This is a genomic window from Paenibacillus sp. FSL K6-2393, from assembly GCF_038002545.1.
Lineage (GTDB): Bacteria > Bacillota > Bacilli > Paenibacillales > Paenibacillaceae > Paenibacillus.
The window spans coordinates 1,659,998-1,681,388 of the sequence record NZ_JBBOCU010000001.1 but is presented as its reverse complement, the minus strand read 5'-3'; the positions used below and the strand labels follow the sequence as shown (position 1 = coordinate 1,681,388).

Genomic DNA, 21,391 nt, shown 5'->3' with positions numbered 1-21,391 from the left:
CCCTCAGAATTAGCATAATGATAATCCGTAAAGAATCGGAGCGGGAAACCATACTCTGTTCGGAGCGGTCCATCTTCAGTATGTAAAGTTCCAGGAATACATAGGATGGCTAATACAGCAAGCCAGGCTGATAGATTCATTATTCTTTTGTTTATCGTCAATACATCTCCCCCTTATTCAACACTAACGGTATCTTCACCAAAATACGTCCCTTCCAACTTTTGATCCATAAAGTCTCTTAAGTCCTTTTGATCAAGTATATATTTCGAATCTCTATTAAATCTGCTTTTTGTGGATACAATAATCTGTTTCCGATTGTATTGAATTTTAATTTCAGCGTTATGCTTTAATCTCAAAGCAATTCCTGCACTAATGCTTCCTGTGACATCATCTACTGGTATTTTGGCTGATTCCGGGGCGCCATTCAGCCAGCCGACTATACGGCTAATGTCTTCTTTACTTAACGTAACATTGTCAATCCTAGTGTGTGCTCCACCGTCGCCTGTCCTGGTGTACACGACTATGCTCATCTCTGTGCTTATCACTTGATTTCTCGAAATCGGCTTATTTGGATCAGGGTTACTCGTGATTAGAAAATACAGAAACATGATTGCCGCACCTATGAAAAACCAGAATCGCCTACGTTTTCCTAGCATTACAGCGCATTCTCCGTATCCACCACGTTGGCAAACAGTCTCAGTACCGTATTGTGATGTGCAATAATCTGCTCTGCTTGAAGCGTCTTTGAATTCCATGTGCTGTGTGCATCTTGAACCAGATTGACCGTGTATCCCAGACTGTACGCTCTGCGGCAAGTCGTGTCTACACATACCTCGGTCTGCATTCCTGTAAGGACTAACTCCTTCACGCCATTATCTTGCAATTTCAGATGTAGATCGGTTTTGTGAAACGAATCCGGTGTCTCCTTTTCAATAACGAGGTCACCAGCTATAGGTGCAATGGACGGATGAATGGCCCACCCCGGAGTTCCTCGTTCCAGTGGACTGCCTGCCCCTTCGCTGTGCTGGATATATATGATGGCATGCCCTGCTTCACGGGCCCTGGCAATTAACACCTGGATCTTCTGAAGCAATCGTTCCCCCTGATATACGGGATCTGCTTCATCAAACATCGCTACCTGTACGTCAATGATTAGAAGTGCACAATGTGTTGTCATTTTGCTTTCCTCCTGACAAATCAATTTAATTCAAATCTTTCTTCTTCGTATCTTTAACAAAACTTCCAATACCATATCAATCAATACAAATAAAATAGCAGCAAGAACACCAAATAAGGTCAGAACTAACGTCTCTTTGAAATCCAAGATTGCTTCTCCTGCGCCCATGACCAGATAATAAATATACATGCCCAAAACTCCAGCACAGGCATAACTCAATATCCTCGTACTTAGATACAAAACATGATTAACGAATTGTATTTGGCTGAGCAGATAGTCCAGCAATATCGATAAAGGTAGCCCGATCAACAGGATCAAGGGAGTCGCGTATATCGGATAAATAAGAATGTAAAAATCAAAACTGTAGGATTCATTCATCGATATGAGACTTGCAGCCAAAGTAAAACAAATGATGGTTAGAACGGTTGTCATCAGCTTTCTTCCCATGTTCATCTCATCACTCCAATACAGTTATCTCTTATTCATTGGATGTGCTCATGCATCAGATTTTGCCGGTTGCCATCCGATTTCTTGAGACCAACGATGTGCTTTCTGTAATATGCTCCACACCATCGGTCCTTTTCCTTCAACATATTTGGGACGCTCATCTTTATACAATGACATGAGTCTGTGCTTTTCTTCCGCATAGTTCAAACAATCTTCTGGATGCTCCCTTAAATAGTCTCTGAACAGCAAGGTCATCTGCTCAGAGAAACTGCCTGCCTGTCTAACGTGTATATGTATCCTTCTGCTTCCGGGCTCTTCACGAAAGTAACGTTTAGTTTTATCCGGATTTTCTGCTCTGAATACAAATCCGACTGTTTCGATCTCATGTTTGTAGTCCAACAAATTTTCATAATTAGAAACAGATATTTGTATATCTATTATGGGTTTGGCATCTATTCCAACAATTGAAGTGGACCCAACATGATCGATCCGCAGAGCCTTTTCTCCTAACGCTTCTCTTAATTTCGAACCCGTTTCGAGAAACAAATCACGCCATGCCGGATCATACTTTGCAATTCTCCATTGATCCTCCATACAACTCCTCCTTGGTTATTCAATCAAGCTATATAATTAAATAACACGTTATTTTAACCTTTTGTTACATGTAGATTATTTAGTGACGCCATATAGAGATCATGCAAAATCTTCATTGTTTATTCCAAGATCTATTTGTTTTCTGGATTCGATCATGTATTCGTATACATCATCAATTTCTGCTATGCCTGTAATATTCTCTTTTAGCAGATCGATAATTAAATTATAATCACTCTCTCTCATCCTTATATCTTTCAAATAGTTATCGTTATAGTCGTTTATAAAATCTAATTTGTTGTTATAAAATCGAAATCTCTCCAAAACATATACTTCCTTAAGATTAACAAATAATGCTACAAAATCCTTAAGGTTTCTGGCCACTAAAGTTACTTGATTACCAAACGCCGTAGGTTGGATAAAGATAACCGGAGCTTCTTCCAAATCACTAATGGATCTGTTAAACGTGAAAAAAGCAAAATGGTCACCATCTGCCCCTGTTCTTCCAAATATGATGGCATCATCTGGCGTACAATAGTATCTATCATCATCATTGTTAAAACTAATATAAACCCCCATATAGTCATGAAGGGTCGCATCATGTTGTTTACATAAAAAAGAGAAGGCCCCTTAGGCCCTCCCCTTAACTTCTTAATGATAATCACACTTGAAATTTGTAAACTCAGCCGAAGCATCTTGCCCGCTCGCGTATAAACCAATGAGTACGCCTGTAAAACCTCCTGCCACCTCCGAAGAAAGGTATCTCGTCTGTGCCGTGCCTAGCAGAATCTCTTCACCATCTGCTTGAAACAGGAAGCTGTAGCGTTCCTGGCTTGAGCGGATGACCAGGGTTGCATGCTGTTGATTTCCCAGATTCACTTCATGTTCTATCGATTTGACATCACCAATATTTAGACGCTCGATCACCTTATAACCGTCCTGCTGCCCACGAATAGCCACTTCATAATGATGATTCTCATCCATGTAGATCGTGATCCCAGCTTCTCCACTCGTCACACTGACATCGACTGAAATTGTGGCATTAAAGTCTTTTTGACGTAACCCAATGAACGTTGGGGATGCTGGAACGTCCAGCGTTACATCAGTTCCTGTTAGCGTAAGCTTGTCTGATTCAAGCTGATAGTGTTCTGTATTTGGATGACGAAGGTAACACCAGTCGAGGTTCCAGTCTGTATTTTCAAACGTATAATGCTTCTTGTCCTGCTGGATCACCGTGTCCGGGATACGATTAGTCTCAAAACTCGTCAGCGTTGTGCCTTCATGTCCGGCTGTAAACCAACCGTCTTCATCAAACGTAATCGGAGTCAGAAATACTTCTCGGCCCAGATGATGGTACGTAGCCCATCTGCCAATCTGACGGAATCCCAGGTGAAAGAGCCACCAGTTTCCCCGATCATCCTGAACCAGATCACCATGCCCCACACCCTGGAGCTCATAACCGCCCAGATTGCGATTGGTTAGAACCGGATTGTGCTCATAGGCTTCGAACGGACCTGAAGAAGAAGTGCCCCGAGCATACGTAACCATGTGACCATACTCCGTACCACCCTCAGCTGCAAGCAGGTAATAAAAACCGTTCATTTTATAGAGATGCGGGCTTTCCAGATATCTTCCACCTGTCCCATTCCATATCGACCGACTTGGGCTAAGTTTGCGGCCCGTTTCAATCTCAATCTCACACTGGACAATTCCGCCAACGCCTTCATCATCCACGCCATTACTCATAAACAAGGTCTTCCCATCTTCAAAATACAAATCGGGATCAATCCCGCCTTGATCCACATAGATAGGCTCAGACCATTCTCCGTAGATATCGTCCGTCCAAACATAGAAATTCTGATGTGTTGTATCATTCGTTGTCACCATGTAAAAACGTCCGTTATTGTGTCTGATCGTTGGGGCAAATACGCCCCCGGAACTGCTCACGGTCTCCAGCTGAATCTGACTTTTACGAGTGAGGCAGTGACCAATCTGCTTCCAATTCAGCAAATCCTTGCTCTCAAAGAGCGGTACGCCCGGAAAGTACTGAAAAGAACTACACACCATATAGTACGTATCGTTGACTTTGATTACACTAGGATCTGGATAGAAACCTTTAACAACAGGATTATTGTATTTCACTATACTCCACCTCTTATGCTAAAATTCATAAATATAAGAATTCAACTTTGTAACAACTAAAAAAATTAAACACCATTGGCTATAAACTTGCAATGAATCTGGATTGTATCTTGGAACTAATTTTACTGAATTAATATATATGTGATTTTAGAAGATTGAGGGTAGGGAGTTGTACAGATGATCAAAGCAAATGGGGAGCCCCAGTTCCTTCCTTTATATGAGGCGCTGGCAAGCGAAGTCAGATGGAGAATCATGGATATGATTGCAGATCGCGAAATGAATGTGAAGGATCTTGCGGCAGTATTAGAGCTTAGCCCCTCCATTGTCACGATGCATATTCGCAAACTGGAGGATGCGGGTCTAATTGGGAGCAGACGAGTGCGGATTAACGGAGGAACGCACAAATTATGTTACCTCAAGCAAAATCAGATTGAGATCGAGCTGCCATCCGCAAGCCAAACTTCACGAACCAGAGAGCAGACAATATCCGTAGGACACTATACTGCTTTTGATATCCACCCTACCTGTGGGCTAGGAACACTTGAGAAAGAAATCGGCGTATGGGATGATCCGCGTTACTTCCTTGATCCTGAGCGGGTACACGCCGCTATCCTGTGGTTTGGGAAGGGCTATGTTGAATATAAAACACCGAACTTTGTCCTTCCCGACCAGACAACCGATGCTATTGAAATTTCGATGGAACTGGCGTCTGAAGCTCCGGGATTGCGAGATCATTGGCCTTCGGATATTCGCTTCACCTTCAATGGCATTTCACTTGGAACGTGGACAAGCCCTGCCGACTTTGGCAGAGCAGCACGCGGCAAATATACGCCAGAATGGTGGCATCGCAATGTGAATCAGTATGGATTATTAAAGACCATTCGCATTGATGCCTCCGGTACCTATATGGATGGTGAGCGGATGTCAGACATTACTCTCGCGGATATTAAGCTTATCGAACCGTTCTGGACGCTACGCTTCACAGTTGACGAGGAAAGCCCCAACGTTGGGGGATTAACGATCTATGGTGCCGGTTTTGGTAATCATGATCAAGATATTGTTATTCGTGTATTAGGTTAACTTTCTCATCTAATCGGTTAACTCAATTTTGTCAAAAACATTATATTTCTCCAGATCTGAAGTGATCGCAAAGGGTAGGTAATGATATAATTCAGATCTGGTTGCCCACATGTACTCGCTATGTTCTTCTGAAAGATTCACTTGATGATCTTTGGTTCTGCACAGATACATTAGAAGAATGACCTGTCTATGCGGATCGGTAAAGAACGTATTGGCAAACAGTAATTCATCTATTTGAACTTTAATGCCAACTTCCTCTCTAATTTCACGGACCAAGGCCACTTCCAACTCTTCTCCAAAGTGAACTTTTCCCCCTACGGTTTCCCAACTTCCTGCGCCCACCTCATCCACTAATGAGCGCTTGACAAGCAACACTCTACCTTCATTCTCGATTAGTCCTTTAACGACATTCACCATTTTGTTTTCCAAGCGCTTAGTCTCAACCCCTTTTTTTGTATTAGGAATTATTTTGTTTCTGAAACCACTCTCTTAGCTGATTCATATGAGCTTGATGATAACGGTTATGGTCAGCCATATGCCATAATCCCCAACGTACCGTAGCTTGCTTTTCGTTCTGATGTCCAAAAGTAACTACTCGATCTAGGTCAGCATCTGCTACTTGTGTGCAGGTTTCTTTCAGAAGGGTTAATACACCCTCATATTGAGAGATAAGTGTGTCACGTGAGACACCTTGAATCAGCGGAAGTCTATCATTTTCATCAATCATGGGACCATATTGCTCTATTAATGGCTGCGGAAGGACAACTCCCTTTATTCTATAAACCCAATTCATATCAACAAACGTAATATGTCGTATTAATTGAGCTGTACTATTAAACTGGTTCTGTTCCCCTTTGTAATCTACCTCTTCTTGCGACATCCCCTCAGTAATCGATTTAAGTCGCTCACTATTCTCTCTTACTGCGGAAAATAACATTCCAACAATAGGCTCCATATTGGCTTCACCTTGTAAATCGTAAATCAAAGTCATCCCTCCTCGCTTGAGTACATGTCTATTTCGATGACTCTCTGATCAGTCTTTGATTCAATTCCCAGATTGCTACTCTATTACTATCCCATTTAAGTATTTTACGAGCTTCTTCATAAGCCACCCATTTATATTCTGAGTGCTCATTGGATATAGACAGATCCATTTCATCCAGTTCTACTCCAAAGCAATACTCAGGAATAACAAATGTATCAGGTCCCCACATAAAATAACCAACCACATCTACCACGGAGTGAGTCGAGCTTGAATTAAGGCTCCTGTATTGACTATTTAAGGGGATTCCCGCCTCTTCAAATGCTTCTCTCATGGCTGCTTCTAATGGTTTTTCTTCATCTTCCCCTCCCCCAGCTATGCCCTGCCAGTAACCTTCTCTTGATCTTCGAAAGATAGCATATGCATAGTCATTTGAATCTTTCAACCTGGTATAAGGAAAAACTAATATTTGAAATGGTGCTCGAGACACAGGTACATCCCTCCTCTTTACCTTCGCTCTTTCAACAGTTCCTTAATCTCCCTTAACTCTGATAATATTTCTTTGGTGTGCTGGCTATTTTTTGAGTTATCTATTCCAACTTTCACAACATAAATACCGAGGAAGAGATACACCACCAACATAATGATCATTCCCATGTACATCTCTCCTTTCCAAAGTAGCAGCACATTGCTACGAACGTTTACTGCCGTCTATATGCTCTCTTTCCAACTGATTCCCATGGAATGCCTTCAAAATAAAAGCCCGATCCGGAATGTTCAACCGTTCATACGATTTCAGATACTCCCTATTGTCATATGGAACACCAATGAATTTCACGTCCAGTTTGCCCTCTTGGAGATCCACGATCCCATATCTGGCAATGGCAAGATCGTTACAGCCTAAAGCTCCCGGATTCAGATATACTCTTTGATCTGTCCTATAATAATGAAGAATATGATGATGACCAAAACAAACCAAATCATGGGCCGTCCCCTGATACTTCGCGTCTAATTTGGTTCCAGATGGTTCTTTATCGATGACATCCAACTTGTCGTTGCTCATATGATAGTGAGTTAGAAGAACCGATGTCCTTCCACCTCTTTTTCAACGAATTTCGGTAGAGCTTGTATTCTCTTGATCGATTCTGCACTTAGATGTTGACCAATCCATTCATGGTGCTCAGCTATGCCTTTATGTCCTTCTAATGGACCCTTATTTTGGAGTAAGCTCAATACGGCTTCTTCGTGATTCCCCGAAATCGCTATCATATTTTCACGATTGTACAGCATCTCAATCACTTCATTGGAGTAAGGGCCGATGCCGATCATATCCCCCAAACAAAATGTATGCTCAACATCTCCTCTGGAATCGATATCAGCTAATACCGCTTGAAGAGCAGGGAAATTCCCATGAATATCGGTTAAGATGGCAACCTTCATTGTGACTCCTCCTCAGGAATATACATCGTCTGAATCTCCTGTACACCCGGAATAAATCCCAGATTCAGATATACGGACTCGGCATCATTTCCTTGCATCACATACAATCGTAGGACAGGATACTGACCCTTAAGCGCATTCAAAGCTCTCTGTAACATCAGTGTAGCAAGCCCTCTTCCTCTATATGCCGGCCGAACCCCTATGCTATATACAGCAGCCTGATTATCTTGCAAGCACAAGCGACAATTTGCAATAAGCTGTCCCGTTTCCTTATCGTATACAAGCGTGGAGGCTTGAGTCAGAATTTCATTGGTATAATTAGGATCATCACTTGGAATAAAATCTGCAAGCGTGGTATGTTTTCTTCGTGTAGCTTCAAGACTTCCTGCAAAACTCTCCAGGTCACATTGAGCAATTTCATCTTCATTCACATATTTTCTGGTGCCGGTTTCACTTTCAATAATCTCTGGACTCTTCACGGTTACCCTTCTGTCCCACTCGATCTCAAAATGATCTGTAGGCCGCTGCATCCAGCGACATCTGAACTCCACTGGCCAGAATCCAGCTCTTGCGTATAGATCAACTTGGTCTGGAAGAATCTCAAAGGTCAGAATGCGTTTGGTGCGATCGGACCACTGCATTAATTTATCCTTCAGAAGTTTCAATACCTCAAAGCACTGCTGGAATGGCGGGATAAAAAACAAATGATACATCCGGTTAGGCTCCATTCTCACGCCACCTATTTTGCTTTCCCCCTTGTAAATCCAGTACGCACTGATCTTGGAAGAACTGAACTCTTCTTCCCTGAAAAATCCGACATAACGCATATCATAATAAACCGTGCAATATAATCCCCATTCGGCAAAATCAGCTTTGCGAATCGAATATTCATCCGACAGATCATATTGAAGAATATCTGTAGACCATTCCGTTAAACTCATACGTCATTCCTCCTCAATTCTAATTACATGTACAGCAATTAAAGAACCTTTCTATACGCCACCCCGTGAACATGAATTAACACATGCTGTGTCTCCATACGTTCGAAGAAATCCAACATGTCCTTAAACGGATTCTCGAAATACGAAGTCAGGTATGCAAGCTCTGGCGTTGTTTTTATAAAATTGTAAAAAAAGTAGGGGTCCATGTTGCCCACATCCTCTGGACTACCAAGGAAAACCTCTAATGTCTGCCCTGTTTCTGTATTCTTGAACATACAGTGCTCACCGTGAACATCAAAATACCAGTTTCCCGTTAATTCTTCTTCTCCATGGATTACATCCGCATTGGACAGCAAATGGTACGCCCCTTCGAGAATTGCCGTCCGATCAGGCTGATCCGTTTCCAATATCAATTGCTCGATCAATTGCCGCGCGATTCTTTGGTACATATCCATCACAGCCAATAATTCTTCCATAATTTCCTGTGTTATTGATTTCATCATTTCAGATCCTTTGCCCTTTCAAACGAAGATTAACTGCCAGACCTTGCGGTTAGCAAAGATAAAATAACGTATCCAAAAAGTTGAACCGTAAATACAATGGCAACAAACTCAACCATGATGCTGTTCGCTGCATTAAAATCATTCACAAGATCCACGAAGATCTTCCCAGGTCGGGATAATACATCCCACGAATTCCACCGATTAAATCTACCAATGTAGACCCCTATACTGCTCAATAGCAAAATAACACCGACAACCATCATACTAATGTACTTATTTATTAATTTGTTTAACATGCCATGGATTTGAATGATCGAACAAGTCGAGAGCAGCAATCCGATGATCGCTACGGCAAACGTCAGAGTGAGTCCATACCAAAAATCAATATTAACCCAAAATCTAACCTCCCCTTGAGCATCAAAATATCTGAATGAATGCAGAATCTCCGTAAAAAGATAGGCCGCATTGGGCAGAAAAAAGAGCCATACTCCACACATCAGCCCCATACATATCATGCTCGTTGTGGTTAATTTCTTATTGAATATGTATCTAATGCAGGATGAGATGATGAATGGTACCCATGCCAGGAACATGTCCCAACTTAAAAATCGATACATATTCGTATCTGATTGGGCACGTAAATACATCACAATACCTAGACAACAAAGAGTAGCCACGAGCAAGGTAAAGAAGAGTCGGACATCTTGAACCGGATGTTTGTGATCTTTCATTTCTTTGCTTCTACTTCCTTTTCCTTGATGAATGTTATAAGTTATAAATACTTTTTAAATGCCTTGCTGGATTCTCCGTTGTATCCCAATTTCGTATAAAAGTGATGTGCTTCGTTTCTGGATGATCCGCTGGTTAGAAACACCTTTATACAATTTTTCTGCACACATACATGCTCTATATGTTTCATCAATTCAGATCCATATCCCTTGCTCTGCACATGTTCCGTAATGATAACCCGCTCAACTACGCCAAATGGTCTATTTTCCACCAAAGCATCCAGACATATATGTAAATGAGCCGTGCCGATCACCTGATCACCCAGTTCATACACAAACAAGAAACTGTTTGGGTTATTCTGAACTTCTTCAATCCGTTCTGCCAGCACCTTCGTGTTTAAGTTGTTCGGTAATAATTCTTTATACAGTCTTTCGATAACCGCTGCATCCCTAGCTTCTGCCTCTCTTATCATCAAGCATCCCCTCCCTGTTATTTCACTTGATAACTTAAAATGATATCACCGTTGTCTTCAAACTCTCCCGTTTCTTGAAACCCGATACGCTTATACAGCGCATTTGCCGCAATGTTATGCGGAACATGGGATACCCTGATTTGCTGGCAGTCACTTCTCTCTTGCAACATACGAACCACTTCTTGAATAGCAAGTTTCCCGTAACCCTTCCCCTGGTACTTCTCATCAATCATGAAGCGCAGAATCCAGTAATACCCATCATTGTAGATCTCGTTATCATATAAAATAAAACCGACCATCTGATCCTCTGCCAAAATGCCGTATGGCTTGGACGTAATTTCCTTCGTTGCATGAATCAATGAATCCGCATTGCTAGCTACCAAATCAAGCTGATCTTCCCGTGGTTTAAGGTGGATGCACTCAAGTTCATTTTCTTTGGTTATAGGTCGTAACGTCACTTGCTCCATACCCACAATCCTCTCTCCTTGCAGCTTACTTACTAGATTTTCTTGATTAACATAATCTCCAGAGGTTGTGTATCCAGCAACAGAGCCCCTGCATCAACATACCCCAGCTTTCGATAGAAATGTTGGGCATGTTCGTCTGATTGCGTTGAAGTCATCACCGTATCAAAGCCTTGTTGCTTCATTAAACTTTCCCAGTGATGCACCACTTTTTTGCCAAATCCATCGTTTCGATAGGGTTCATCAATCCAGATCATATTCATGAAGGGGAGGTTGTCCCAAAAGTAACCGTACCTCATCCATCCAACTCTGGATCCCTCGTCCTCGTCCCATAGGATGAATATTTCTTTCTCACGAATCTTCGTTTTCACAAGTGGCTGATGGATATGCCGATCTCTTTCAATGATATAGTCATAGTCAGCTTCCGTTGCATACTCAATCTTCATTTGAATTACTCCCTTCATTAACTACGTCCATCATAACCCAAAATGTGGTATATGCGAACAGTTCTTTCCTCTTTTTCTCCCATGCCAAAAAACCACGGTTTCCCGTGGCTTCACCCGCTCTATTTTCCTCAATCCGCTGTTGATCCGCTGACCAATTGCCCCTTGTACCATACGGCCTGCCGCGCAGATCGCCGCGCAACGGCTTCCGCCGAACAACTCGCATGCACCAATACAAAACTCGCGGTGTCGCCTACCTTCGGCCATACCTGATCCCCTTGTGAATCCAGCGGTGTAATACCGCCTGTTACCCATGCCAAAGATTGAGACAAGGACAGTTCGTCACTATAACCGTACAGTTCTGCGAATCGTCCCGCTTTCTCAAGCATATCCCCATTGCCAAAAGGAGACCAGTGATCCGTCAGGCTGTCTGTGGCCAGCTTCACGTTCACGCCCATACGGTAGAGCATGGGAAGAGGCATCATCGTTCTGCCAATGGGCACCGTGGAAGCAATGCTCATCCCAAGCGAAGCCATTCGCTGCGCCATATCTTCTGCTTCCTGCTGCTCCGCGCGGGCGAACCAGAACGCATGACTTACCGTAACTTTACCCTGAAGCCCTGCTGCTTCGGTCAGATTCGCGAGTTCCAGCAGTGTTTGTTTGCCGGCCTGCCCGCCATCATGCAGATGTATATCGATGCCCACCTGGTGCTGAACAGCCAGTTCAACCATGGCGTTCAGTGATTTCTCGATCTGTTCATCCACCGTATGAGGATCAAGTCCGCCTACATGTGTTGCACCTTCCTTCATCGCTTGGCCCATAAGCTCCACTGAATGGGAGCGAAGCAGTCCATGCTGCGGGAAAGCCACGATCTCCGAAGAGATTTTGCCCGAAAATGATTCCAGAGCCTGCCGCGTTGCTTCCAGTCTTTTCAACCCACTGACAGGTTCAATATTACAATGGCTACGTACATGAGTGGAGCCGTATCCCTGGATCAAGGTTAGAATACTCTCCGCTTGATGCTTGGCATCTGGTAGCAACTTGGGCAACAGAACCTTTTCTTCTTCAATACGTTCGAAAATACTGGAGATACGTTTAACGGCTGTCCACGGCCCATCGTAGTAGGTTTTATCCAGATGAATATGTGCCTCCTCGAACGAAGGCAACAGCAGAAGTCCCTTGCCATCTACTTGTGGTAGATCGCTAGACAGCGGGTTGTTTCCTTCCACAATCTCCGCGATCACTCCCTCTTCAATCCGCAGATGAGCAGGGCTTGTCCGTGTCCCCGTCACCTGTTCCCCCTCCCAAACATAACCCCGCTCCACATTCACGTTTGTTAACCAATAAGCCTGCTTCATCATGTCATCCCTCTTTTCTTACCCGGCATTACGTCCCCCGGATACCGATTGATCTATGATCCATGGTACCATACGGTTTCACCGGGCAAAAATACGTAAAACGTTGGTGTTCCATATGCGGAACGTTTGCATTATTCTACCTTAATACATGCAAAAAAACAGACACACTGAAGTGCCTGCCCTGTCCATATCACCTTAATCTTCTATGTTCCCTCTTCCATTAAAAATGAAACCGCGCATGCCCTCCATCGGTCACACCTTCAATCTGTTCGATATCCAGCAGTCTGCGCTTCATCTCCAAACCTCCGCGGAACCCTGTCAGCTTGCGATTAGCCCCAATAATACGGTGGCAGGGTAACAATACTGGAATTGGATTGGCTCCATTTGCAGCCCCAACCGCTCGCACAGCCGAAGGTCTTCCAATCGCAGCAGCTATATCACCATAGGTCCGAATTTCACCATAAGGCACACGCCCTAGCTCTCTCCATACCTCCTGCTGGAAGTTCGTTCCGATCAAGTCCAGTGGGATCGCATCTGTATAAGCCATCGGTTCCCCTGCAAAATAGGACTGTAACCAGTCCATCATACCTGTTTGTTTCAGAGCATCCTCGTTCTCTTCCAGTTCCACGCCAGGTGCAACTTTCTGTATCCAGCCGTTCCAGTCCTCCAGTGTTTCGTTGGGCATGACCACTCGGCACAATCCTTGTTCCGTAGCGAGCAGCACCCATGGACGACCGTCCAACTGCATCGTAGTGTACATCAACTTTTTTCTCATCCGTTTATCGCCCTCTCCCCGGTGGAATGCTTAATGCTAGAACTAGGAGGTAATCTGCTTCTTCACCTTACGTTTCATACTGCGGATTATCTGCTTGCTCTCTGGATCAACGCGATAAGATTCCGTGATTTTCTGAAGTGCCTTATTATACGTAAAATCGTCCAAGGTATTATCCTTTAGATACCGCATAGTCACCTCAGGTTGTTTCACATAGGCCATTGAGATGGCCCAAGCAACTGCCATTTTCACATAATACGCCTCGTGTCTAATCTGATCCAATGCATTTAGAACCTGATCGATATATCTCTCATTCAGATAAAAATTCAACAGCATTACCACGCCAAACCGGATTTCATATTCCTGATCTGATCTCAGATAGGGCTGCAAGAACACCCACATCGGCTCCGAATGGACCTTTGTATATTTCAGTCCCGCACAGAAGCTGTCACACACCGACCAGTTGTCAATCTTCGGTACAAATGTTTCAATAGCCTTTAACAGTTCGTCCAGATCAGCCTGGACATGTCCAATGACCATCGCTTGCAACATCACTTCTTCAAAATATTCATCCTCTGCCGTTTCCAGATACGTGCGCCAGTCCCCGGCGGCAAGTTGCTTGGCAATTTTTCGTAAGGCCGGCAACCTTACACCTAGTACATTCGTGATGTTGGGAATAAGCGCAGCCGAGAATTTCTGATACTCCGGCTCAACCATACTGAGCAATTGTGTTCTGATATCTGCTTCCACTAGCGCATGTCCTCCTCGTCTGTTGCTGTACAACAAGTATATCCTTGCAGCGGCTGTTTGTAAGCCCATATCGAATGTTTGAGCAAGATTACAATATCATTTTGGATATTCTCTTTTTTTCTCCATTTGTTTAACCGCCAACCTATTTCGTTTAAAAATATGAAGCTGACCGAATAGAAAGGAGTGTCGATATGAACGGACCTCATACCAAGAAAGATTTCTCCGTGGAGGAGATCACCGAACAACTCGTGCAACATGTACAATCCCGGAACCTTCCCGACTTCTATAAATTGGTGAAAGAACTGCATCCCTACGACCTCTCACTTGTATATAAAAAGTTCCCTGAAGAAGAAACCAATCGGTTTCTGCTCCTGTTCAAACCTGATGCTCTGGCGGATCTCGCCGAGACCTTGAAGCTGCACGAACAGATTCAACTGTTTGAACGACTTGGGCCGGAACGAACACTTGAAGTCATGCAGCAGATGGACAAAAGTGATCTGATCCGGTTCATGCACGATTTGCCTGCCAAACGCAGAGAAGAATTGCTGTCCAACATGAATCTGGACCACTCTGCCATTATCCGATCCGTGCTTAATTATCCGCCGGAAACGGCAGGACGCATCATGACAGATCAATATCGGACCCTGCTCGCTCATGAGACAGCCAAGGAAGCCTTACGACAATCGCAAGGTACCATGCATATTTCAGCCTCTAGTTATCTCTATGTAACCGATAATGAAGGCAAACTGGTCGGTGTCGTGAGTTATCGATCCCTTGCCTTGGCTGACGATAAGACCCAGGTTGAAGAACTGATGACCCGGCGGGTGATCCATGCAACGGTTGATATGGACCAGGAAGAAGCAGCACAGCTTCTACAGCGTTATGAGTTCATTGCACTTCCGGTGGTAGATGAAAATCACAGATTATGCGGTATCATTCAGATGGATGATGTCATCGATATTATTATGGACGAAGCCAGTGAAGATTTGGCCAAGATGGGGGGTGGCAGCAAGGATATCGACTTTGATACCAAACCACTCGTGGCCGTCAGACGCAGGCTTCCCTGGCTCATCTTGCTTCTATTAATTGGTCTAATCTCGGGAAGTATTGTGGATTTCTTCGAGGATACACTCAATCAGGTTGTAGCATTGGCATTTTTCATGCCGATGATCGCAGGTATGACCGGTAACACAGGAACGCAGTCTCTGGCTGTTGTGGTACGCGGACTGATCGGACGCAAGCTCGACAAAGCCACCGTACTCGCACTGATTGGTCGGGAGATCAAGGTAGGCACCATGATTGGCTTGGTCTGTGGATTGCTGATTACTGTCATCGCTTATTTCTGGCAAGGGGACTGGCTGCTAGGCGCCATTATTGGGGTGTCTCTGTTCCTCACTCTTGTCATTGGTACACTGACCGGTACCTGCATCCCGCTTCTACTTAGTCGTTTCAAAGTCGACCCGGCTGTTGCCTCTGGCCCATTAATCACCACATTAAATGATATCTTGTCCCTGTTTATCTATTTTGGGATCGCCACACGTTTCCTCGATGCCTTGATGTAACTAAGGTGCATACAGCAAAACAGACCTGATCCTGAGATCAAGGTCTGTTTTTTCATTTTATCCAGTGTTACGCTGATCTTTTATTTTTATTATAGATATCAAACGCTACAGCGAGCAGTAGTACCAATCCCTTAATCCCCTGTTGCCAGTCAATACCGAGACCAATCAGGGACATCCCGTTATTCAGCACACCCATAACCAAACCACCGATGATAGCACCAAATACCGTACCTATGCCCCCTGAAGCGGAAGCACCACCGATGAAACAGGCCGCAATGGCATCCAGCTCAAAGTTGGTGCCCGCTCTTGGCGTAGCCGCATTCAGACGTGCGGCGAAGATTAACCCGGATACCGCGGCAAGCGTACCCATGTTCACGAAAACCCAGAAGGTTACCTTTTTTGTTTTGACACCGGACAGACCTGCGGCCTTCTCATTACCTCCAAGCGCATACACATGTCGTCCCATGACAGTACGATTCATAACGAAGGAATACACAACGATCAGGACAAAGAGCAGGACCAGAATATTCGGAATACCTGCATAACTTGCGAGTACAAACGTAAATAGATTCGTCACAACAGCCACCACAATCAACTTGAGCAAGAACAGTCCCTGTGACACGACCTCGAATCCATATTTTCGCTGGGAACGGCGTTCACGCAGCTCATTGACAATGTACCAGACGGTGAGCACAAGACCAACAATGATCGATACCAGACCGAAGCCTGAGAATTGAATATCTGCCAGGAAACCCGAGCTTATTTTCTGGAATCCACCCGGGAAAGGAGAGATCGATTGCCCCTCCAGCACAATCATCGTTAAGCCGCGGAACAGCAACATCCCTGCCAACGTTACGATAAATGCCGGAATTCGCACATACGCGATCCAGAAGCCTTGCCATGCACCGATCAAAGCACCAACCAGCAAGGAAGCGATGACTGCAAGCCAAGCCGGAAGCTGCCAATCAACCATCATAATCGCGGCAACGGCACCCACAAAGGCTGCAATGGAACCAACAGACAGATCAATATGCCCGGTAATGATGACCAGCACCATTCCGATCGCCAGCACCAAAATGTAGCTGTTCTGCAAAATCAAATTTGTAATATTAATCGGCTTGAGCAACAGCCCGCCTGTAAGTACCTCGAACAAGAGCATAATCACTACCAAGGCAATAATCATGCCGTATTGACGGATATTATTTTTGAACAGTTTTGTTATCATTTCCATGCTTGCCGCCTCCAGACTTGGTCATATATCTCATCAACGTTTCCTGCGATGCTTGCTCCCGGCTGACTTCACCGGTGATTCGCCCGGCATTCATCACATAGATCCGGTCACACAGGCCAAGAACCTCCGGAAGCTCGGATGAGATTACCAGTACGCCCTTGCCTTCAGCAGCAAGCCGATGAATGATCGTATAGATTTCGAATTTTGCTCCCACATCAATACCGCGGGTAGGTTCATCCAGGATAAGGATATCTGGTCCGGCAAAAATCCATTTGCTGAGCACCACTTTTTGCTGGTTGCCTCCACTTAGATTACCGGTCTTCTGCAAAATACTTGGTGCTTTGATGTTCATGCTTTTCTTCATCTTTTCCGCTACCAGTACTTCTTCACGCTCGTTCACTACGGCGTTTCGCGTCAGCTTGCTCAGACCCGTTAAGGAAATATTACGCTTGATGTCATCCATCAGAATGAGTCCGTATTCCTTGCGGTCTTCTGTCACATAAGCAAAGCCGTTCTGAATGGCCTCCGTGACGGTATTGTTGTGGATTGGTTTACCATTCTTAATGAGTTGACCCGAAATATTTCGGCCATAGGATTTGCCAAAGATACTCATGGCAAGTTCGGTACGCCCAGCGCCCATCAGCCCAGCAATGCCTACAATCTCACCACGTCTGATATTCATATGGATCTGATCCAGTACTTTCCGCTCGGCATGATGTTCGTGATATACCGTCCAGTCCTTTACTTCAAGGATAACTTCACCAATGGTTGCATGACGCTCCGGATAACGGCTGGTGAGATCACGTCCAACCATTCCGCTAATAATCCGGTCCTCCGTCACTTTTTCCTTCTTCATATCCAACGTCTCAATCGTCTTGCCATCCCGTAAAATAGTCACCGAATCGGATACCTTGGATACCTCATTCAGCTTGTGTGAGATCAGGATACAGGCGATGCCCTGTTTCTTGAATTCCAGCATCAATTGCAGCAGATTTTCACTGTCGTCCTCGTTCAGCGCAGCGGTTGGCTCATCCAAAATAAGCAGTCGAACCTTTTTGGAGAGCGCTTTCGCAATTTCGACCAGTTGCTGCTTGCCTACCCCGATGCTGGATACCAGCGTGTTTGGATTTTCGCTCAATCCCACCTTCGAGAGCAGCTCCCTTGTACCTACAAAAGTTTCCTTCCAGTTGACAATTCCTCTGCTGGCACGCTCATTGCCCAGATATATATTTTCCGCGATCGAAAGGTAGGGAATCAGGGCCAACTCCTGATGGATAATAACGATTCCCAGATCCTCGCTCTGCTTGATATCCTTGAACTCACAATTTTTGCCCTGAAATAAAATGTCGCCTTCATACGTGCCATGTGGATATACACCACTCAGCACCTTCATCAACGTAGATTTACCTGCGCCATTTTCACCACATATGGAATGAATTTCGCCTTCACGGACTTTCAGATTGACATTTTCCAGCGCTTTGACGCCAGGAAAGGTTTTGGTGATGTTTTTCATTTCCAGAATGATTCCGGCCATGGAATGTGCTCCTTTCATTTATTATTTCAGTCCGATTTCTTCCTTCGTGTAATACTGTGTACCAACGATATCCTGCTCCACATTTGTACGATCCACGGAGATGGGATCCAAGAGATACGCCGGAACAACGTTAATTCCGTTGTTATATGATGTTTTGTCATTAACTTCCGCCTGTTTTCCTTGCAAAATACTATTGGCCATCTCTACCGTCTTCTCCGCTAGCTTCCGTGTATCCTTGAAAACCGTCTGCGTCTGTTCCCCGGCCACAATTGACTTGATCGAGGCAAGTTCGGCATCCTGTCCTGTAATAACGGGGAGCGGCTTGTTCGAAGTACCGTAACCAATCCCTTTCAAGGATGAGATGATACCAATACTGATTCCATCATAAGGAGATAACACTGCATCCAGATGATCACCCGAGTAATAGGCACTCAGCAGGTTATCCATCCGTGACTGGGCCAATGCACCGTCCCAGCGCAAGGTCGCAATCTGGGCCATCGTCATCTGCTTGCTGCGTACCACCAGTTTGCCGGAATCGATGTACGGCTTCAGCACAGACATCGCACCGTCGAAGAAGAAATAGGCGTTATTATCGTCTGGGGAGCCGCCAAACAGCTCAATGTTATACGGTCCTTTTCCATCCTTGAGCCCAAGCTTTTGTTCGATGTAGGAGGCTTGAAGCACACCCACCTTAAAATTGTCGAACGTGGCGTAATAGGTTAAGTATGGCGTGTTGCGAATGAGCCGATCATACGAGATCACTTGTATTCCTTCGTCATGCGCTTTCTTGATTACATCCGTCAGCGTGTTGCCGTCCACGGATGCAATCACCATCACATCCACACCCTTGGTGATCATGTTTTCAATCTGTGAAATCTGATTCTCGACCACATCCTCAGCATACTGAAGATCGGTTTTGTACCCCTGCTCCTGAAACAGACGGACCATGTTCTCCCCGTCCCCCACCCATCGTTCTGATGATTTGGTTGGCATCGATATACCGACATATCCCTTTTCTTTACTGCCTGGGCCACTCTCTGCCAGATTGCAGGCCGAGAGCATCAAGGTCATCACCAGAAGCCAGATGAGCATTGCTCCTTTTTTCATATGAAGTTCCCCTTTCCTCACGTCATACGGTTCTGAATGAGTTCTAAGATAACGCTTACAATGCATGTGGTACATTCTGTTGCTTTGTGTTCCTGTCTGAGACCAATGGTAGCATTGGAGAAGCCGTAAGGTCTTTGCACGTTTTGAACCTTTTTTATAAAAATTTAACTTTTGATGGAAACGCTTAAAGTTCAAGTGTGACCCATGAGATACCATAACAGAGTCAAAAAAAAGACATGCTCCACTTCGCTTCACACGAAGTAGAACACATCCAGCTCTTTCATCATACGTCTTAATGATCAAGTATTGCGGTTATTTCTGTTGAGGTAAGTCTTTTGATTGGCCTCATATGCTACATATTATATTTAATTCGCAGAAGGATGATAAGCCGTTCCCCCGTTCTTTCTATACTGCACTGGCGAAATACCCATTGTTTTCTTAAACGCGGTGCTGAAATAATGCTGGGTGTCATAACCTACACGCTCAGCTATGGTGTGGATCGGAAGTGTTGTTGAGTCCAACAGCTGTATAGCCTTGCGAATGCGAGCATGGGTGACAAGCGTGACAAAGGAATCATTCAGCTCTTTCTTCAACACACGACTAAGATATACGGCAGATACTTGTAGACGGGAAGCGAGCGATTCCAGGGTCAGTTCCCGCTCGGCATATTCTTCGTGAATAAGTTGTCTTGCCCGGCGAACCAGAGGCGACAACTGCACTTCCCCGTATACCCGTTCCCGGCAATGACGGTACGTATCCGGCGTTTCTTCCAGTGTCCCTGCATGTGTCTCCACATGAGCATGAATGGCAATATTCAGGCAAGAACTGATCTGCTGTTCCAGAAGGGACTCTATTTCTTCAGGGGCTTCCTGCCACAGACATATGCCGATCAACCCGCTTACGTCCCGAAACAGGACATGTGGCACGTCCCCCAGTAGTTCACTAATTATATTTTCCACTGCATACAGAAACAACTGACGATCATTTTCTCTCAGTATCGTCTGACGAGCTTCAGCGGCAGGCCAGCGTACGACCCCAATCTGCACAGGTGGGACGGCGGGTAACCGCAAAAACACAAGCTGCTCCGTCAGATCCCTCCCTTCAGCCTGCCCCTCCAACCACTCCAGCATAAATCGCTGGCGAAGCAGCGGGATATTACGTTCAATCTGATGAGCTGCCTGTTGTACATATGCCGTCCTCTGGTGTTCTTCAGTAAGTCGCTGATGCAATCGCTCAAGTGCCGCATATAATTGTTCTGCTTGCACAGGTTTTAAGATGTAATCCTCTACCCCAAGACGAACCGCCTCCTGCGCATATGCAAATTCATCATGTCCCGAAATGATCAGGTAACGACAGCCCGGGCACTTCTGCTGAAGGGCACGGATTAGTTCGATTCCGTTCAGGAATGGCATATTCATATCAACGAGAACAATATCCACACCCAAGTCAGCCGCCCGTTCCAGCGCTTCCTCGCCATCTTCCGCTTCACCAACAACCTCCATCCCGAGAGTTGTCCAGTCAATGGCATCCCGAATCCCCTCACGAATGATCGGTTCATCATCAGCGATGAGCACGCGGTATTTCTTCGCCACATGGCTATCCGGCGTAATCTCCGTTACTGTGGTCGATGCGGATGTCTCATCTGTTTCAGTGGAATTTGTCACGG

General features: G+C 44.9%; 27 protein-coding genes. 2 read left to right on the top strand and 25 right to left on the bottom strand.

All coding sequences use genetic code 11. The annotated features are described in order from the left end of the window. Positions 1-173: 173 nt before the first annotated feature. The 6 genes from MHI14_RS07360 to MHI14_RS07335 all read right to left on the bottom strand — a co-directional run bounded on the left by MHI14_RS07360 (position 174) and on the right by MHI14_RS07335 (position 4,357). Positions 174-608, bottom strand: coding sequence for a hypothetical protein (locus MHI14_RS07360; RefSeq protein ID WP_341130090.1), 435 nt, complete (start codon positions 606-608; stop codon positions 174-176). Positions 609-655: 47 nt separating this feature from the next. Beyond that, complete coding sequence (locus MHI14_RS07355) at positions 656-1,177, bottom strand: cysteine hydrolase family protein (RefSeq protein WP_133385813.1); 522 nt, start codon at positions 1,175-1,177, stop codon at positions 656-658. A 30-nt stretch (positions 1,178-1,207) separates the two neighbouring features. Further along, complete coding sequence (locus tag MHI14_RS07350) at positions 1,208-1,630, bottom strand: hypothetical protein (RefSeq protein ID WP_341130089.1); 423 nt, start codon at positions 1,628-1,630, stop codon at positions 1,208-1,210. Between the two features lie 42 nt (positions 1,631-1,672). After that, the gene (locus tag MHI14_RS07345; RefSeq protein ID WP_341130088.1) at positions 1,673-2,218 is read right to left on the bottom strand and encodes a GrpB family protein; all 546 of its coding nucleotides are present in this window, start codon (positions 2,216-2,218) and stop codon (positions 1,673-1,675) included. Between the two features lie 99 nt (positions 2,219-2,317). Continuing rightward, complete coding sequence (locus MHI14_RS07340) at positions 2,318-2,794, bottom strand: hypothetical protein (RefSeq protein WP_341130087.1); 477 nt, start codon at positions 2,792-2,794, stop codon at positions 2,318-2,320. Positions 2,795-2,866: 72 nt separating this feature from the next. Continuing rightward, positions 2,867-4,357 (bottom strand): glycoside hydrolase family 43 protein, encoded by a 1,491-nt coding sequence (locus tag MHI14_RS07335; RefSeq protein WP_341130086.1) that lies wholly within the window; start codon positions 4,355-4,357, stop codon positions 2,867-2,869. Between the two features lie 177 nt (positions 4,358-4,534). Between MHI14_RS07335 and MHI14_RS07330 the strand changes: the two genes are divergently transcribed. Then, positions 4,535-5,437: an ArsR/SmtB family transcription factor gene (locus tag MHI14_RS07330; protein ID WP_341130085.1), complete on the top strand. Its 903-nt coding sequence runs from the start codon at positions 4,535-4,537 to the stop codon at positions 5,435-5,437. A 9-nt stretch (positions 5,438-5,446) separates the two neighbouring features. Here the strand turns inward: MHI14_RS07330 and MHI14_RS07325 are convergent, their stop codons facing one another. From MHI14_RS07325 to MHI14_RS07255, 15 genes are all read right to left on the bottom strand, one after another. Further along, entirely contained in the window at positions 5,447-5,866 is a 420-nt protein-coding gene (locus MHI14_RS07325; RefSeq protein WP_256332194.1) for an NUDIX hydrolase, read from the bottom strand. 28 nt (positions 5,867-5,894) lie between these two features. Continuing rightward, entirely contained in the window at positions 5,895-6,422 is a 528-nt protein-coding gene (locus tag MHI14_RS07320) for a DinB family protein (RefSeq protein WP_091027836.1), read from the bottom strand. A 28-nt stretch (positions 6,423-6,450) separates the two neighbouring features. Next, positions 6,451-6,909 carry an NUDIX hydrolase gene (locus MHI14_RS07315; RefSeq protein ID WP_340913560.1) on the bottom strand — a complete coding sequence of 153 codons (459 nt, stop codon included), beginning with the start codon at positions 6,907-6,909 and terminating at the stop codon, positions 6,451-6,453. A 17-nt stretch (positions 6,910-6,926) separates the two neighbouring features. Then, on the bottom strand, positions 6,927-7,076 hold the full coding sequence (locus MHI14_RS07310; protein ID WP_165980251.1) for a hypothetical protein: 150 nt from the start codon (positions 7,074-7,076) through the stop codon (positions 6,927-6,929). 34 nt (positions 7,077-7,110) lie between these two features. Continuing rightward, positions 7,111-7,482 (bottom strand): metallophosphoesterase family protein, encoded by a 372-nt coding sequence (locus MHI14_RS07305; RefSeq protein ID WP_341130084.1) that lies wholly within the window; start codon positions 7,480-7,482, stop codon positions 7,111-7,113. 11 nt (positions 7,483-7,493) lie between these two features. Beyond that, positions 7,494-7,859: a metallophosphoesterase family protein gene (locus MHI14_RS07300; RefSeq protein ID WP_341130083.1), complete on the bottom strand. Its 366-nt coding sequence runs from the start codon at positions 7,857-7,859 to the stop codon at positions 7,494-7,496. Further along, the gene (locus MHI14_RS07295; RefSeq protein WP_289390137.1) at positions 7,856-8,800 is read right to left on the bottom strand and encodes a GNAT family N-acetyltransferase; all 945 of its coding nucleotides are present in this window, start codon (positions 8,798-8,800) and stop codon (positions 7,856-7,858) included. The genes MHI14_RS07300 and MHI14_RS07295 overlap by 4 nt, the downstream gene beginning before the upstream one ends. Before the next feature lie 38 nt (positions 8,801-8,838). After that, positions 8,839-9,300 carry a DUF6896 domain-containing protein gene (locus MHI14_RS07290; RefSeq protein ID WP_253502684.1) on the bottom strand — a complete coding sequence of 154 codons (462 nt, stop codon included), beginning with the start codon at positions 9,298-9,300 and terminating at the stop codon, positions 8,839-8,841. Between the two features lie 32 nt (positions 9,301-9,332). Then, a complete protein-coding gene (locus tag MHI14_RS07285; protein ID WP_341130082.1) occupies positions 9,333-10,034 on the bottom strand; it encodes a DUF1361 domain-containing protein in 702 nt (233 codons plus the stop codon). 41 nt (positions 10,035-10,075) lie between these two features. After that, positions 10,076-10,504, bottom strand: coding sequence for a GNAT family N-acetyltransferase (locus MHI14_RS07280; RefSeq protein WP_341130081.1), 429 nt, complete (start codon positions 10,502-10,504; stop codon positions 10,076-10,078). 17 nt (positions 10,505-10,521) lie between these two features. Beyond that, a complete protein-coding gene (locus MHI14_RS07275) occupies positions 10,522-10,971 on the bottom strand; it encodes a GNAT family N-acetyltransferase (protein ID WP_341131682.1) in 450 nt (149 codons plus the stop codon). Positions 10,972-11,003: 32 nt separating this feature from the next. After that, entirely contained in the window at positions 11,004-11,414 is a 411-nt protein-coding gene (locus MHI14_RS07270) for a GNAT family N-acetyltransferase (RefSeq protein ID WP_341130080.1), read from the bottom strand. A 128-nt stretch (positions 11,415-11,542) separates the two neighbouring features. Continuing rightward, positions 11,543-12,769: an amidohydrolase gene (locus tag MHI14_RS07265; protein WP_341130079.1), complete on the bottom strand. Its 1,227-nt coding sequence runs from the start codon at positions 12,767-12,769 to the stop codon at positions 11,543-11,545. A 220-nt stretch (positions 12,770-12,989) separates the two neighbouring features. Beyond that, entirely contained in the window at positions 12,990-13,544 is a 555-nt protein-coding gene (locus MHI14_RS07260) for a methylated-DNA--[protein]-cysteine S-methyltransferase (protein ID WP_036617114.1), read from the bottom strand. A 42-nt stretch (positions 13,545-13,586) separates the two neighbouring features. Then, a complete protein-coding gene (locus MHI14_RS07255) occupies positions 13,587-14,291 on the bottom strand; it encodes a DNA alkylation repair protein (RefSeq protein WP_341130078.1) in 705 nt (234 codons plus the stop codon). A gap of 191 nt (positions 14,292-14,482) precedes the next feature. Between MHI14_RS07255 and mgtE the strand changes: the two genes are divergently transcribed. Continuing rightward, entirely contained in the window at positions 14,483-15,853 is a 1,371-nt protein-coding gene (gene mgtE, locus MHI14_RS07250) for a magnesium transporter (RefSeq protein ID WP_091020324.1), read from the top strand. 67 nt (positions 15,854-15,920) lie between these two features. Here the strand turns inward: mgtE and mmsB are convergent, their stop codons facing one another. The 4 genes from mmsB to MHI14_RS07230 form a co-directional block, all read right to left on the bottom strand. Further along, positions 15,921-17,084: a multiple monosaccharide ABC transporter permease gene (gene mmsB, locus MHI14_RS07245; RefSeq protein WP_036674453.1), complete on the bottom strand. Its 1,164-nt coding sequence runs from the start codon at positions 17,082-17,084 to the stop codon at positions 15,921-15,923. After that, complete coding sequence (mmsA, locus tag MHI14_RS07240) at positions 17,053-18,618, bottom strand: multiple monosaccharide ABC transporter ATP-binding protein (protein ID WP_047844003.1); 1,566 nt, start codon at positions 18,616-18,618, stop codon at positions 17,053-17,055. The genes mmsB and mmsA overlap by 32 nt, the downstream gene beginning before the upstream one ends. A 21-nt stretch (positions 18,619-18,639) precedes the next feature. Then, positions 18,640-19,725: a multiple monosaccharide ABC transporter substrate-binding protein gene (gene chvE / locus MHI14_RS07235; protein ID WP_341130077.1), complete on the bottom strand. Its 1,086-nt coding sequence runs from the start codon at positions 19,723-19,725 to the stop codon at positions 18,640-18,642. Positions 19,726-20,090: 365 nt separating this feature from the next. Continuing rightward, positions 20,091-21,389 carry a response regulator transcription factor gene (locus MHI14_RS07230; RefSeq protein ID WP_430982053.1) on the bottom strand — a complete coding sequence of 433 codons (1,299 nt, stop codon included), beginning with the start codon at positions 21,387-21,389 and terminating at the stop codon, positions 20,091-20,093. Positions 21,390-21,391: the final 2 nt, after the last annotated feature.

What these genes read in the sequence shown, in the direction of transcription:
- MHI14_RS07360 (WP_341130090.1), bottom strand. Translation starts at nt 608, where the DNA reads ATGTTTCTGTATTTTCTAATCACGAGTAACCCTGATCCAAATAAGCCG.
- MHI14_RS07355 (WP_133385813.1), bottom strand. Translation starts at nt 1,177, where the DNA reads ATGACAACACATTGTGCACTTCTAATCATTGACGTACAGGTAGCGATG.
- MHI14_RS07350 (WP_341130089.1), bottom strand. Translation starts at nt 1,630, where the DNA reads ATGAACATGGGAAGAAAGCTGATGACAACCGTTCTAACCATCATTTGT.
- MHI14_RS07345 (WP_341130088.1), bottom strand. Translation starts at nt 2,218, where the DNA reads ATGGAGGATCAATGGAGAATTGCAAAGTATGATCCGGCATGGCGTGAT.
- MHI14_RS07340 (WP_341130087.1), bottom strand. Translation starts at nt 2,794, where the DNA reads ATGGGGGTTTATATTAGTTTTAACAATGATGATGATAGATACTATTGT.
- MHI14_RS07330 (WP_341130085.1), top strand. Translation starts at nt 4,535, where the DNA reads ATGATCAAAGCAAATGGGGAGCCCCAGTTCCTTCCTTTATATGAGGCG.
- MHI14_RS07310 (WP_165980251.1), bottom strand. Translation starts at nt 7,076, where the DNA reads ATGGGAATGATCATTATGTTGGTGGTGTATCTCTTCCTCGGTATTTAT.
- MHI14_RS07305 (WP_341130084.1), bottom strand. Translation starts at nt 7,482, where the DNA reads ATGAGCAACGACAAGTTGGATGTCATCGATAAAGAACCATCTGGAACC.
- MHI14_RS07300 (WP_341130083.1), bottom strand. Translation starts at nt 7,859, where the DNA reads ATGAAGGTTGCCATCTTAACCGATATTCATGGGAATTTCCCTGCTCTT.
- MHI14_RS07295 (WP_289390137.1), bottom strand. Translation starts at nt 8,800, where the DNA reads ATGAGTTTAACGGAATGGTCTACAGATATTCTTCAATATGATCTGTCG.
- MHI14_RS07290 (WP_253502684.1), bottom strand. Translation starts at nt 9,300, where the DNA reads ATGAAATCAATAACACAGGAAATTATGGAAGAATTATTGGCTGTGATG.
- MHI14_RS07285 (WP_341130082.1), bottom strand. Translation starts at nt 10,034, where the DNA reads ATGAAAGATCACAAACATCCGGTTCAAGATGTCCGACTCTTCTTTACC.
- MHI14_RS07280 (WP_341130081.1), bottom strand. Translation starts at nt 10,504, where the DNA reads ATGATAAGAGAGGCAGAAGCTAGGGATGCAGCGGTTATCGAAAGACTG.
- MHI14_RS07275 (WP_341131682.1), bottom strand. Translation starts at nt 10,971, where the DNA reads ATGGAGCAAGTGACGTTACGACCTATAACCAAAGAAAATGAACTTGAG.
- MHI14_RS07270 (WP_341130080.1), bottom strand. Translation starts at nt 11,414, where the DNA reads ATGAAGATTGAGTATGCAACGGAAGCTGACTATGACTATATCATTGAA.
- MHI14_RS07265 (WP_341130079.1), bottom strand. Translation starts at nt 12,769, where the DNA reads ATGAAGCAGGCTTATTGGTTAACAAACGTGAATGTGGAGCGGGGTTAT.
- MHI14_RS07260 (WP_036617114.1), bottom strand. Translation starts at nt 13,544, where the DNA reads ATGAGAAAAAAGTTGATGTACACTACGATGCAGTTGGACGGTCGTCCA.
- mgtE (WP_091020324.1), top strand. Translation starts at nt 14,483, where the DNA reads ATGAACGGACCTCATACCAAGAAAGATTTCTCCGTGGAGGAGATCACC.
- mmsB (WP_036674453.1), bottom strand. Translation starts at nt 17,084, where the DNA reads ATGGAAATGATAACAAAACTGTTCAAAAATAATATCCGTCAATACGGC.
- mmsA (WP_047844003.1), bottom strand. Translation starts at nt 18,618, where the DNA reads ATGGCCGGAATCATTCTGGAAATGAAAAACATCACCAAAACCTTTCCT.
- chvE (WP_341130077.1), bottom strand. Translation starts at nt 19,725, where the DNA reads ATGAAAAAAGGAGCAATGCTCATCTGGCTTCTGGTGATGACCTTGATG.